The 14,092-nt window shown below is 48.4% G+C and carries 11 protein-coding genes; 5 read left to right on the top strand and 6 right to left on the bottom strand.

The features are described 5' to 3' along the window. Positions 1-7: 7 nt before the first annotated feature. Positions 8-925 carry a hypothetical protein gene (locus DWZ67_RS16235; protein WP_057256141.1) on the top strand — a complete coding sequence of 306 codons (918 nt, stop codon included), beginning with the start codon at positions 8-10 and terminating at the stop codon, positions 923-925. Positions 926-1,009: 84 nt separating this feature from the next. Here the strand turns inward: DWZ67_RS16235 and DWZ67_RS16230 are convergent, their stop codons facing one another. From DWZ67_RS16230 to DWZ67_RS16210, 5 genes are all read right to left on the bottom strand, one after another. Continuing rightward, on the bottom strand, positions 1,010-2,338 hold the full coding sequence (locus tag DWZ67_RS16230; protein ID WP_057256140.1) for a TolC family protein: 1,329 nt from the start codon (positions 2,336-2,338) through the stop codon (positions 1,010-1,012). Between the two features lie 30 nt (positions 2,339-2,368). Further along, positions 2,369-3,472, bottom strand: coding sequence for an efflux RND transporter periplasmic adaptor subunit (locus DWZ67_RS16225; RefSeq protein ID WP_005834785.1), 1,104 nt, complete (start codon positions 3,470-3,472; stop codon positions 2,369-2,371). A gap of 78 nt (positions 3,473-3,550) precedes the next feature. Next, the gene (locus tag DWZ67_RS16220; RefSeq protein WP_005825074.1) at positions 3,551-4,792 is read right to left on the bottom strand and encodes an ABC transporter permease; all 1,242 of its coding nucleotides are present in this window, start codon (positions 4,790-4,792) and stop codon (positions 3,551-3,553) included. Between the two features lie 5 nt (positions 4,793-4,797). After that, positions 4,798-6,057, bottom strand: coding sequence for an ABC transporter permease (locus DWZ67_RS16215; RefSeq protein WP_005825072.1), 1,260 nt, complete (start codon positions 6,055-6,057; stop codon positions 4,798-4,800). A 54-nt stretch (positions 6,058-6,111) separates the two neighbouring features. Next, the gene (locus DWZ67_RS16210) at positions 6,112-6,828 is read right to left on the bottom strand and encodes an ABC transporter ATP-binding protein (protein ID WP_005825069.1); all 717 of its coding nucleotides are present in this window, start codon (positions 6,826-6,828) and stop codon (positions 6,112-6,114) included. Between the two features lie 176 nt (positions 6,829-7,004). Between DWZ67_RS16210 and DWZ67_RS16205 the strand changes: the two genes are divergently transcribed. Then, a complete protein-coding gene (locus tag DWZ67_RS16205) occupies positions 7,005-7,985 on the top strand; it encodes an ROK family protein (protein WP_005825067.1) in 981 nt (326 codons plus the stop codon). Between the two features lie 757 nt (positions 7,986-8,742). Here the strand turns inward: DWZ67_RS16205 and rplS are convergent. Then, entirely contained in the window at positions 8,743-9,096 is a 354-nt protein-coding gene (rplS, locus tag DWZ67_RS16200; RefSeq protein WP_004292313.1) for a 50S ribosomal protein L19, read from the bottom strand. Positions 9,097-9,355: 259 nt separating this feature from the next. On the opposite strand from rplS, the gene DWZ67_RS16195 reads away from it, so the two are divergent. The 3 genes from DWZ67_RS16195 to DWZ67_RS16185 are packed head-to-tail and all read left to right on the top strand — an operon-like array spanning position 9,356 to position 14,082. Further along, a complete protein-coding gene (locus DWZ67_RS16195) occupies positions 9,356-10,126 on the top strand; it encodes a 5'-nucleotidase C-terminal domain-containing protein (RefSeq protein ID WP_016273980.1) in 771 nt (256 codons plus the stop codon). 22 nt (positions 10,127-10,148) lie between these two features. Then, positions 10,149-11,066 carry a bifunctional metallophosphatase/5'-nucleotidase gene (locus DWZ67_RS16190; protein ID WP_008662892.1) on the top strand — a complete coding sequence of 306 codons (918 nt, stop codon included), beginning with the start codon at positions 10,149-10,151 and terminating at the stop codon, positions 11,064-11,066. A gap of 1 nt (position 11,067) precedes the next feature. After that, positions 11,068-14,082, top strand: coding sequence for a glycoside hydrolase family 3 N-terminal domain-containing protein (locus DWZ67_RS16185; RefSeq protein WP_120139304.1), 3,015 nt, complete (start codon positions 11,068-11,070; stop codon positions 14,080-14,082). Positions 14,083-14,092 lie beyond the last annotated feature (10 nt).

Genomic DNA, 14,092 nt, shown 5'->3' with positions numbered 1-14,092 from the left:
AGGGATTATGAAACGGATTATATTTATATTTCTTGCCGCTATGATGAGTACAGCTGTTTGTAGTGCGGCAATGAGCAACAGCAAAGTGCGTAAAGAGACCCGTTTTCTTACGGACAAGATGGCCTATGAATTGAACCTGAGTACAGAACAGTATAATGACGTGTACGAAATAAACTATGATTTCATTTCCGGTATACGTTATCTGATGGATGACGTTCTTCGGGGGGAGGAATGGGCCTTGAATCGCTATTACGATTATCTGGATGTGCGCAATGACGACCTTCGATGGGTGCTGAATAACCGGCAGTACGGCCGTTTCATGCAGGCCGCCTATTTTTACCGTCCGGTTTATGTAAGTGGTGGTCGTTGGTCTTTTAGGGTTTACATCACTTACACCAACCATAATCATTTCTATTTCCCGCGGCCGTATCATTACCGTACATATTGCGGTGGGCATTATCGTACGCACTATCACAACAGCTATTATCGCGGTCGTTACCATCATCCGCACTATACTGGTTCGTGGAGTATTCGGAATGATAAGTCGTACCACACTAGCCGCCGTTCAGATTTCGGTTCGGTGAACATCCGCCCTAATTCGCATAAGCGTCCGGCAGGCAGGGATGATGTATATACCACGCGACGTAGCAACAGTAGTAATAATCGCATTAGCACAGGTACACGTAACAGCAGTACGCGACGTAGTAGTGTGGATAGTGGCAGAAAGTCGAGTAAAGAGAAAATAGAAACCACAAGAACTAAAAATAATGATAAGAGCCCCAGCCGTAGCAGGGTAAAGACGGCAAGCAAGGAAAGAAGAAATGCTTCCGGCGTACGGAGTTCCGAAAGCCGTCGCAGCAGCTTTTCAAGCACTACCCGCAGTTCTACCGGCAGTAGCTCTTCCCGCTCTTCGGAAAGGAGATAGAAGAACAAAAAACTCCCCTCTTGTCAGCCTGGAGGCAGGGAGAGGGGAGAATCAAACACAACAACTAAAATTATACTTCTTTTTTTATTCAATCGGTTCTCCCTTATAGAAATCCAGAATCTTGGTACGGAACAGATAGTCATACTTGGCTTGCAATTCGTCTGATTGGGATTTCATAAGGTTCTGTTTTGCTTCATTGTATTCTACGGCATTTGCTTTTCCGTTCTCATACTTTTCGCTCATCAGCTTGAAAGACTCTTCGCTGGCAACGGTGGCTGTATGGCTACTGGTATATTTGCTTTCGGCAGCAGCGGCGTTGTACCATGCTTGTTGGATTTCTTTATAAAGTGTCTTCTTGGCATTATCCAATTGCAAGGCATAGTTTTCACGTTGCAGGCGTGCCGTGCGTACCCGGTTACGGGTAGAGAGACGGTTGAAAATAGGTACGCTGAGGTTGAATCCTACATATTTGTTGAAGTTATCGTTCATCTGCTGGCTGAAAGTACGGTCGATGGTAGAATAGTAATTCGTACCGAGGCTACCGTTCAGGCTCAGTTGCGGGTAGTAGTTGCTCTGGGCAATACGGATATTGTGTTTACTGCCTTCCAAGCGGAACTGTGCAGCTTGTATGGAAGCCTTACTCACCATGGCTGTTTGGAATATCTCATCCGGAGGAGTGAGAGGGACTAAATCCAGATTGACTGCCGGAGATTCCAGATTGAACCCTTCCGGTGTTGCCAGTTCGATAAGCTGGCTAAGGTCGAGCAGGGCCAACTTATAGTTGTTGTTTGTCTGCACTACATTCATCTCGTCTTGTGCCACACGTGCTTTGGCTTCTGCCAGTTCTGCCGGAGAGGCTTTTCCCAAGTCGGCAAGCCGGCTGATGCGGACATATTGCTCTTTGCTCAATTGCACTTGTCCCAACGCCACCTGGTGGAGCTCTTCATTGAACAGCACCTGAAGGTAGGCCGAAGCTATATTGATGGCAATGTCTTCCTTGGCTTTGTCCAGGTCGGCAATGGCAGCTTTGAGGTTTAGTTTGGCCAATGCATACTGGTGGGGAATTTCCAGACCGGTAAAGATAGGTATGCTGGTATTGACAGACATATTAGTGCCGTGGCTGCTGGTGTTGACGTATACAGTGGAATAGTCTCCCGTATCCTCATTTTTGATGGCTGTTTGCGTACGTCCCCAGTTCCAGCTCTGGCCGGCACTGGCATTCAGGTTCGGCAGTCGTGCCCATTTGGCTGTATTTACTTCGACAGCACTCTGTTCGGCAGCGTTGGCTGTCTGGCGGATACTGATGTTATGCTCGATGGCATAGTCTATGCATTGGCGTAAAGACCATCGTTCCTGCGCCTGCACTGAGATACTGCCGAATATTGCGAGGTATAAGAATATCTTTTTATTCATATCGTATATCTTTTTAAGCTATTCCGTTTGTTAATCCTTTTTCTCTGCACCGCGAATCTTATCCTGGGCACTGATACCGCTTTTGATGGCAATCTTTATGCCGTCACTCATGCCGACCTGGATGGGGCGGCGTTCGAACTTCTGTACCGGTACGCTGTCCGTCATTACGTATACAAAGGTGCTGTCACCATTGAATTCAATGGTACTTTCCGGTACGGCAAGCGTTTTCTGGGCACGGTCCAATACGATTTCTGCGTTGGCAGAATAGCCGGAACGTATCTGTACGCTGTCCGGTGCGGCAATGGCAGCTTTGATTTCAAACTGGTTGGCACCGTTTTCTTCCACACCCTTCGGAGATATGTATTCCAGTGTGGCATCGAACGAAAGATTCTGCAGGGCGCCGATTGTTAGTTTCACCGGCATGCCTTCGTGCACACGGCCCACTTCCGTTTCGTCAATGTTGCCGCGGAAAATCAAATCGTTCATGTTGGCAACGGTAGCGATGGTGGTTCCGTCATTGAAAGTGTTACTCATGATAACCGAGTTACCGACTTTGATGGGTACATCCAGAATCAGACCGGTAATGGTGGAACGGATCAGGGTACTACTGAAAGAGGCGCTGTTCTTGGTGATGCCTTCCTTTACAATTTCCAGGTTATCTTTTGCTGTCTGCAGTTCCTCGCGTGCCTGCTTCACGCTTACTTCCCCTTTTTCGTACTCTTCAGCGCTGATAAGCTTGTCGTTGTACAGTTTCTGGGTACGGGCGAAATCCGTTTCGGCTTGGGCAGCGTTGATTTCCGCCAATCGTACGCGGCTTTCGGCAGAGTTCAATTGTCCCAGTTCGGGTATCACCTTTACTTTGGCAAGCACTTCCCCTTGCTTCACACTTTGTCCTGCTTCCTTGTATACTTCGGCAATGATACCGGAAATCTGCGGCTTGATAAGGACTTCATCTCTCGGTTCCACTTTGCCGGTGGCTACGGTAGTCTTTTCAAGGTCTGTCACTTCCGGAACTATCGTTTCGTATACTGTTACTTTAGGTTGGGACTTCTGGTACAGAAAAACGAATGTCCAAATGAATAAGGCAGCAATTACTACCAATAATGCGATTTTCAGAAACTTCTTTGTTTTCATCTTATATTTACGATTTAATTATTTACGATTGATATAGCCATTATTTCATGGCTTACGGTTAGTGGTCTCTCTATAAGTTTATTCATCCCTGATGGCTTCAATTGGCTTGATTGCCATGGCGCGATAGGCAGGTGCCAGTCCGGCAAGCACTCCTAATGCGATGAGGAGGATACAGGTTCCGATAGCCAGTCCGAATGAAACCTGGTAGTGGGTTTTGATAACTCCAGGGTCATTGGCGGCCTTTTCAAGTATTTGCAGTACAAATACGGCAAAAGAAATACCTGCCATACCCGCTATAGTGGTCAGCACCATGCTTTCCGAAAGAATTTGTTGCAGAATGTCTTTAGGACGGGCACCTATGGCGCGGCGTATGCCTATTTCCGTTGTGCGCTCCTTGACGGTTACCATCATGATATTCGATACGCCGATAGCTCCGGCAAACAGCGTCCCCAAACCTACCATCCAGATTAGAAAGCGCACTCCAATCATCAGGTTGTCCATCATGGAGAACATAGCTTCCGCATTCAGAAGCATGACGGCTTGTTTGTCATCGGGAGCAATGTAGTGCGCTGCTTTTACAAGACGTTCCACTTCGGGCTGCACGTCTTTCACTTTTACTCCCGGTTTCATGATGAAACATACTACATGCAGTTTCTTTCCGAGGTTGTAGGTCTGTTGCATGGTGGAAAAAGGCAATGTAATGGCTTCAGAGGCCTGCCCTTGTATATTGACATTGCCTTCGGATGAACACATTCCGATAACCCGGTAATAGATACCATTTACCCGGACATATTTGCCGCAGGGGTCTTCACCGGGTTTGAAGAGGCTTTCATAAACACGTTTGCCGATTACACACACTTTACGCGACTCTTTAATGTCGACATCATTGATGAAACGTCCATAGGTCATCTCTTGATGTTCTATCTGTTCATATTCGGGATACAAGCCTTTCACACTACAGTCGTACTTGTTGTCTCCGTAGACAGCCACTTGTCCCCATAAGGCAATGGAAGGCGTGGCAAGCGCCACACCGTCCACATTGCGTACACGGTCTACATCTTCCATCTCCAAATCCCACCATCGTCCTTTGCGAAAACCTTTATAAGCCTCGCTTGTCTTTTGTGCAGCGATAAAGCCCGAGTTGGTTGCAAATCCTTCGAACTGGGATTTTAGTTCTTCCTGCATGCCCTGGCCGCCACCGATAAGCGCCACCAGCATAAAGATACCCCAGAATACGCCGAACGCCGTAAGCAGGCTTCTCGTTTTGTTCCTTGTTATTGTGATGAGGATTTCCTCACACGTATCTATGTCTATTCTCATAATCTTTAATCTGCTCTAAGTGCTTCAATAGGACTGATACTTACCGCTTTCTTAGCCGGGAAGAACCCAGCCAACGTACCCGCTATGATAAGGGTCAGGGTAGCTTGGATAGCAATACTGAGGTCTACGGTGGGATCGGAGAACATGGTCTGCTGGAACATGCCGGCATCCATCGTCTGGCTACCGAAAGCAGAGTTCATCCATTCCGTCACCCCGATGCCTGCCACCATACCGATATAACCGAATAGCGTAGTGATAGTCACGCTTTCCACAATAATCAGCCAAAGGATGGAGAAAGGTTTTGCTCCCAATGCCTTACGGATACCAAATTCCCGGGTACGTTCTTTCACGGTAATCAGCATTATGTTCGACACGCCGACAATCCCACTCAACAGTGTGAAGATACCGATAACCCAGATTGCAGTCCGGAGGATACCCATTGCATTCTGTGTCTGCAGATAGTTGGTGAAACGATTCCATATCCATATGGCGCTCTCATCTGTGGGGTCAAAGCGGTGATTGGTGGCAATAGCCTTGCGGTATTCTTTTTCAAAGGCTTCGTTACTTTCTATGCTGTGCAGGTTCTTGGTTGTAAAGATGATGTTATTCAGCTTGTCTCCTTTATTATAGATGGTCTGCAAGGTGGAGAAGGGGATATACGCTTCGTTTGCCTCGCGGTCTCCCTGGTCATTGTAGAGGCCTACTACTTGATAGGCCACTCCACTGGCATTGACAAATTGTCCGATGGGTTCAGTATGCGTTTTTCCGAAAAGGATATCTGCAGATTTCTTATGGAGGATGATGACTTTACGTCGGTCTTTCAGGTCGTTGTAGTTGATGAAACGTCCGTCCGCTGTTTTCACGGTTTCCACTTCGGTGTAGTTGGGATATACGCCCAGCAGAGAGATATTGATATATTCTTGTCCGAAGCTGACGTTTACATTACTTTGACGCACGGTGGCACCGGCACTGATGACATTTTCAGTGAATTGCTTCTCCGTGTCATCCATGTCCCGGTTGTCCAGTTGGACGCGGCGTCCTTCTTTCAGACCGTCGTATGACTTGGTGGTCCAGCCGGGGAAGATGCGGATAGAGTTCAAGGCACGCTCCGACGCATTTTGCTCGAAGGCATGTATGATACCGTTTCCGGCTCCGAGCAGCACGATGAGCATGAAGATTCCCCATGCCACGGCAAAGCCCGTCAGGAATGTACGCAGTTTGTTGCGTTTGATGGTTCCGTATATTTCTTGCCAAAGGTCTATCATTGATAATTAAAAATTAAGAATTAAAAATTAAAGGGGGAGGGGGCTCTTCCTTTATTATTTCATGAATCCGTCTTTTCCGAACGGGCTTGCATCGTGGTTCAGATTCGTCTCGATGCTACCTATGATACCGTCTTTGATATGGATAATCTTGTCCGTCTGGTTGGCAACACCGCTTTCGTGGGTCACGACTACGATGGTCATGCCCGTATCGTGCAGTTCCTTTAGAATCTGCATCACCTCTACGGAAGTCTTGCTGTCGAGCGCGCCGGTAGGTTCATCGGCAAGGATAATCTGCGGTTGGGTAATGAGGGCACGGGCGATGGCTACACGTTGTTTCTGTCCACCGGACATCTCATTTGGCATGTGGTGTGCCCACTCTTTCAGCCCCAGGCGGTCCAGATATTCCAGTGCCAGCGCATTACGTTTGCGGCGGCTCACTCCTTGATAAAAGAGAGGAAGCGCCACATTCTCCACTGCATTCTTGAAGGAAATGAGATTGAAGGACTGGAAGATGAAACCAATCATACGGTTGCGGTACTCGGCTGCCTTCGTTTCGCTGAGGTTCTTGATGAGGGTACCGTTCAGATAATATTCCCCCGTGTCGTAACTATCCAGAATACCCAGTATATTGAGTAAAGTGGACTTTCCCGAACCCGATGAGCCCATGATGGAAACAAATTCGCCTTTCTGAATGTCGAGGTTGATACCTTTGAGCACATGCAGCGGTGCTCCGTTGTTGTAGGTCTTGTTAATGTCTTTTAGTTGTATCACTGTTTTCCCTGTTTATTGCTTTACTCTTATTAATTTTCACTATTAGACGCAGCAATGCTACGAAAAGTTGCAAAAGTTGCAAACTTTTTTAAAAAAAGATTTTGCAGTGTCGTTTTTCTTTGTGATTTTTGTAACCATGAATGTGATTAACTAACCCTTTAAACAAAAGTAATATCATGAATTCAAACATGGAAAAGCCCTATGTAGTGGGCATTGACATAGGCGGAACAAACACCGTCTTTGGTATTGTAGACGCACGCGGAACTATTATTGCAAGCAGTTCCATCAAAACCGGAGCTTATGAGGACGTCAATGATTACGTAGACGAAGTTTGCAAGAATCTGTTGCCGCTCATTATTGCCAACGGTGGAGTAGACAAGATAAAAGGTATCGGTATCGGTGCTCCTAACGGAAACTATTACAGCGGTACTATTGAGTTTGCCCCGAACCTTCCCTGGAAGGGTGTAATTCCTTTGGCTGCCATGTTTGAAGAGCGCTTGGGTATCCCTACCGCTTTGACAAACGACGCCAATGCTGCCGGTATCGGTGAAATGACTTACGGTGCGGCTCGTGGTATGAAAGACTTTATCATGATAACTCTTGGCACCGGTGTAGGTAGCGGTATCGTTATTAACGGTCAGATGGTATATGGCCATGACGGTTTTGCCGGAGAGTTGGGACATACTATTATCCGTCGTGAAAACGGTCGTCTCTGCGGATGCGGACGCCACGGTTGTCTGGAAACTTACTGCTCAGCTACGGGTGTGGCACGTTCTGCCCGTGAGTTCCTGACCAAGAGTACCGAACCGAGTTTGTTGCGCGACATTCCGGCAGAAAACATTACTTCCAAGGATGTGTATGATGCAGCGGTGAAGGGTGACAAGATTGCTCAAGACATCTTTGAGTTTACCGGAACCATCTTGGGTGAGGCTTTGGCTGACTTCATCGCTTTCTCCAGTCCGGAAGCTATCGTGTTGTTCGGTGGTCTGGCAAAAGCGGGAGACTATATCTTCAAGCCTATCCAGAAAGCTATTGACGACAATGTATTGAATATCTACAAAGGTAAGACCAAGTTGCTGGCTTCCGAGTTGAAGGACTCTGATGCTGCAGTGCTGGGTGCCAGTGCGTTGGGCTGGGAGCTGAGAGATATCAAGTAATCAATATTAGGGAAACTGATAAAGGAGGGGATATGTCAAAACTCCCCTTCTATCGAAGTCACCCTCGCTACACCTATCTGTGGCGAGGGTGATTTTTAGTTTATGAGAGTTTCGACACACCTTTTTTTCTTTGGTGGCACATATTCCTCAGCAATAAAGTTATGTCACAAGTTGCTTCCACACTTCCACCCATTCTCTGTATCCCTTTATTCATTGGGGTTGCGGATGCTGTGGAAGCAACTTGAAAAGGTGGAAGCAACTTTTGCTTCCACCTTAAATTTACGCCAAATAATCTATTAATGTCTTGTAGTACAATAAATTAATAGGATATGGGGCAATTTGCCAATATCGTGTAAACAAGCTATTGGTTTCCTGCAAACACGGTATTAACTTCGTAAAAGCCCGTGCGATAATAGGTGGAAGTCAGGTTTTTGGTATGGATAAGATAGGTATTCAGTATAGGCAAGCTATGCATATGAGAGCTGTTTAACGGCCGTGAGGCGTTCGCCTAACGGCCATAAAGCACCTTGTTGACGGTCGTTAGCAGAGCGTCTCACGGCCGTTGGGCGCTGATAAACTAACATATCAGCAAGAAGGAAGGCTTATGTGAAAGGAAAGGAGCGCAGGCTTACAATGTTTTGAATGAGGGAGTAGCAGTAGAGTATCGCATGGTGTGTATGCCTACTGTGTATATCACTAAAAAAGGGAAACCGACATTGTCAGTTTCCCTTTTTTATTTCGAAATAGGAGTCTGGAATTAACCGTTAACTCTTTTTTCTTTGATTCTTGCTTTCTTACCGGTAAGAGCGCGCAGGTAGTACAGTTTAGCGCGACGAACTTTACCCACCTTGTTCACTTCGATGCTGTCGATAGCCGGTGATTCAATCGGGAAAATACGTTCTACGCCTATGGTTCCTGACATCTTACGTACTGTAAAACGCTTCTTGTCTCCATGTCCGGCAATCTTGATAACAACACCACGGTACAGCTGTACACGTTCCTTGTTACCCTCGACAATACGATATGCTACTGTTACAGTGTCACCTGCCTTGAAGCTCGGGTGCTGTTTTCCGGTAGCAAATGCTTCTTCTGCAATTTTAATTAAATCCATTGTTTTTATTATTAAATTGTTTCATCGTTACAACGCAACATACCAGGCTTCTCTCTTGGTGTCCTGACAGCGATTGCGCGAAAGCGGTGCAAAGGAACGAATTATTTGCCAGATACACAAGTGCTTCAAGCTTTTTTTCGCCAGTTGGGATGATTTTTGAGCGTTTCATTCTGCTAAACGCAAGTCTAAATAATCGGTTAATTGTGTGGCTCAGTCGCAAAAGAAAAGTATATTTGTAGCAATTTAAAACTAAATGAATATGAAGAAACAAACTTTCAGTCTCCTTGCGGGGGCAGTGTTGGCGGTTGCGCTTCTATTGGTTTCCTGCCATTCTTCCTACGAAGTGACCAAGGTAGAGGGAGGCAGAATTCCCATGAACTCTGTCTGGGATGCCGAGCCGGATGCCGAAGCCGTGGCTCTGCTGGCGCCTTACAAGGCCCGGATGGACAGCGTTATGTATCATGTGGTGGGAACCGCAGAAATGTCGATGGACAGATTCCGGCCCGAAAGCCTTTTATCCAATCTGATTGCAGATGTACTGCGTGAGGCTGCGGTGGAAGTGCTGGGCAAACCGGCCGATATGGGGCTAATCAATATCGGTGGAATCCGGAACTCCCTGACGGAAGGAGACATCACTACCGAAAACATCTATGAGATATTGCCTTTTGAGAATTCGCTCTGTGTGCTGACGATGAAAGGCTCTGCCATGAAGCACTTGTTTGAAAACATTGCGGTGAGACTTGGTGAAGGGGTGAGTGGTATACAGTTGGAAATCAGCAAGGATGGCAAGCTGCTCCAGGCTTCCATTGCCGGCAAGCCGGTGGAGGATGACCGTGACTATACGGTTGCCACGATTGATTATCTGGCTGATGGAAACGATGGAATGACGGCTTTCCTGCAGGCGGATAAAAGGGAGTGCCCGGATGGGGCTACACTGCGCGGTCTGTTCATGAAGTATGTGGAGAAGCAGACGGCAGCCGGCAAGAAGGTGACTTCGCGCATGGAGGGAAGAGTGGTCGTTAAAGAGTAAGCATTAAAAAAACAGAAGTTCTATGAAACATATGTATTCCTTGGCAGCCCTGCTGCTTTTCATGCTCCCCGCATCGGCACAGCAAGAGGAGCGTGTCATTACTGAAGAACCCCTTTGCCTGGTGTCCGCCGATTCTGTATCGTCCGGCCAATCCGGAAAACAACTGTTTATCCTGCACACCAGCGATACGCACAGCCGTATAGAACCCATCAGCGCCGAGGCTGCCGACGAGTATGCCGGGATGGGCGGTGTGGTGCGCCGTGCCGGTTTTGTAAAGCAGTTTCGCGGCAAGCATCCGGATATGTTGCTGCTGGATTGCGGAGACATCTCGCAAGGCACCCCTTATTATAACTTTTTCAAAGGCGAGCTGGAGGTCAAGATGATGAACCTCATGGGCTATGATGCCATGACGATAGGTAATCATGAATTTGATTTCGGACTTGAGAATATGGCGGAATTGTTCCGTATGGCGGATTTTCCCGTGGTCTGTTCCAATTATGACGTGACGGGTACGGTACTCGAAGGGCTGGTGAAGCCTTATATCACCTTGGTGCGCGAAGGGGTGAAAATCGGAATCTTCGGCCTGGCCCCTAAGATGGAAGGGCTGGTGCAGGCGGATAAATGCATAGGCATTGTCTACAACGACCCGATAAAGGTGGCCCAAGAAATGACAGACTTTCTCAGGGAGAAGGAGAATTGCGAGGTTGTGATTTGCATGTCTCATTTGGGTATCCGCAGTGCAAATCCCGAAGGCGCTTCCGACGAGAACCTGGTAGGCAAGACGCGTGGCATTGATGTCATTTTGGGAGGACATTCGCATACTTTTATGGAAAAGCCTGCCGTTTATCTGAATGCGGACGGCAAGAGCGTTCCCGTGCTGCACACCGGAAAGAGTGGCATCTACGTAGGAGAAATGGTACTTACTTTAACTGAAAAATAGCATGATGAAAAGACTCACCCTCCTTTTATGGGTTGCAGGATTGTTTATATTGGGATTATCTTCACTTCACGCCCAGACGGGAGGCCCGTTTCTTCCTTCGGCTGCAGACAACCGGTGCCGGCAATGGGTGGACTCCGTGTTGTCAGGTCTGAATGTACACGAAAAAGTGGGGCAGCTCATCGTTGCCACCATTCCGGCCAGAGCAGACAAGGCCACGAAAAAGCAGATGCGCGAGCTGGTAAAGAAATACAAGGTCGGTGGCTTGCTGTTTTCCGAAGGTACTCCGGAAGAGCAGGCTATCTTGACCAATATGGCCCGGAAGGATGCCAAGATTCCCGTTATGGTTACTTTCGATGGAGAGTGGGGACTGTCAATGAGGCTGAAAGGCGCTCCGGACTATCCCCGTAATGCCGCCTTGGGATGTATCGAGGACAATGGCCTGATTGAAGAATATGGACGTGAGGTGGCCCGCCAGTTCCGCGAATTGGGGGTACACGTCAATTTTGCACCCGATGCGGATGTCAATACGAATCCGCTGAACCCGGTGATACACGTACGCTCCTTTGGCGAGAACCCGCAGCGGGTGGCGGAAAAGGTGGTGGCATACAGCCGTGGGCTCGAAAGCGGGGGCATACTTTCCGTTTGCAAGCATTTCCCCGGGCATGGCGATACGGATGTGGATTCTCATAAGGCGCTTCCTGCCTTGCACTACGACCGTGCACGCCTGGACAGTGTGGAACTTTATCCCTTCAAGGAAATGGTACGTGCCGGATTGGGGGGTGTCATGGTAGGCCATCTGCAAGTGCAGGCGCTGGACCCGGACGGGGTGACTCCTTCTTCCTTGTCGCGGAATGTGGTGACCGGGTTGTTGAAGGATGAACTCGGCTTTAAAGGGCTGGTGTTTACCGATGCCTTGGACATGAAGGGTGTGTCTGCCATTCCGCAGGTAACTACCAAAGCGCTGCTGGCGGGAAATGATATGGTGCTGGTACAGTTCAATACGAAGAATGCGGTGCAGGAGCTGGTAGATGCAGTGGAGTCGGGACAACTGAGTAAGGACGAACTTGATGCCAAGTGCCGCAAGGTATTGATGTACAAGTATATGCTTGGCTTGAGAAACCGCCAGCCGCAACTTCGGGTCAGCGGAATGAGCTATCGCATCAATACGGAGGAAGCGCAGGCGTTGGCTGCCAAGTTGCGCCGTTCGGCAGTGACTGTATTGAACAATTATTTCGATGTCCTCCCGCTGGCACCGGTGGAAGGTGATATTGCCGTGCTCAGCATCGGAGAGAAGGAGGCAGATGCTCCCTTTGTGGAAGCTATGAAAAAGAATGCAGGCATCAGCCATTTCCACTTGCCTTGGAATGCCGATGAGGCTCTCTGGCAGGAAGTGCAGGGGCAGTTGGCTGCTTTCCGTCGCGTGGTTATCAGCATCACCGGTTCGACTTATGTCAGCGACCGTGATGTGGCCTTTCTGGAAGGCTTGAACTTGCGTGCTCCGCTGGTCTATACTTTTTTTACCTCTTACCGTACATTGCAACCTCTGATGCCCGCACTTGCCAAATCCAGCGCTGTGGTGCTGGCACATTCGGCAGAGACGGATTTGCAGCAATACGTGGCTGATGTTCTTTTTGCCAAAAAGCCGGCCAGTGGCAGAATGTCGATGAGTATCGGTAAACTGTTTCCGGCGGGAACGGGCTGTATGATTGAGCCGGGCATGAAACCGGGGAAGACTGTTCCGGAAGATTACGGCATGAAATCGTATGTGCTGCAAAGTATCGATGCCGTTGCCCGGAAGGGACTGGAAGCGGGAGCTTATCCCGGTTGCCGCGTGCTGGTGTGGAAAGACGGACTGCCGGTATATGACAAAGACTTCGGAACCCACTCTGATAAGGATACCACTACTGTCCGTTCTTCGGACCTTTTTGATTTGGCTTCGCTGACCAAGACTACGGCTACGTTGCTTGCCGTCATGAAACTGTATGATGAGGGCAAGATAAAACTGGATGACAAGGTTTCCGCTTATCTGCCCTTCTTGCGCAATGGCAACAAGCGGAACATTACCATCCGCGAACTTTTGTTCCACGAATCGGGGCTTCCTCCCTATATCCGCTTCTACCTGGACATCATAGACCCGAATTCGGTACACGGTCCGTACTCCCAGAGTTGGGTGGACGAGTGGCATCGTACGCAGGTAAGCGAGCATAGCTATTATTGTTCCGATTTTAAGTTCCGGAAAGGGATGGTGTCCGACAAGAATACACCGGCCTATACTCTGCACATGGCAGATGGCATGTGGCTGAACAAGAGTTTCAAGAATTCTATCCTTCAGCGAATAGCCAAGTGCGAGTTGGACGGCAAACGTTATGTTTACAGCGACCTTGGCTTCGTGCTGTTGCAGCAGGTAGTGGAGAAGGTGACGGAGCTGCCGATGGATTTGTACCTTGCCCGTGAGTTCTATGCCCCGATGGGATTGCAACGTACTATGTTTCTGCCTTTGACGAAGTTCACCAAAGCGGAAATCATGCCCACGGCATCCAATGACTTCCTGCGTCGCCAGGATATATGCGGATATGTGCATGACGAGACTGCTGCCTGCATGGGTGGGGTGTCCGGTAATGCAGGACTTTTCTCTACGGCCGAAGAGGTGGCAAAGGTTTATCAAATGTTGCTGAACGGCGGTGAATTCAATGGCAAGCGTTTCTTGAGTGAGGCAACCTGCCGTTTGTTTACGACGGAGAAATCCGCCATCAGCCGTCGCGGTCTGGGATTCGACAAGCCGGATGTATCCATTGTGAAGCGCAGCCCTTGTGCCCCTTCCGCTCCGGAAGCGGTATATGGACATACCGGATTTACCGGTACTTGTGCTTGGGTGGACCCGGAAAACAAGACAGTGTATGTATTCCTCAGCAACCGCTTGTGCCCCAATGTATGGAACACGAAACTGGGTGACATGAATATAAGAAGAGATATCCAGGAATTGATTTATAAAAGTATTATTCCGCAAATCCCCTAAAAACAATCTA

The organism is Bacteroides sp. AF34-31BH, from assembly GCF_003602795.1.
Classification (GTDB): domain Bacteria; phylum Bacteroidota; class Bacteroidia; order Bacteroidales; family Bacteroidaceae; genus Bacteroides; species Bacteroides uniformis.
Note: the sequence above shows the minus strand (reverse complement) of the source record. Positions and strands in the feature narration are given on the sequence as shown.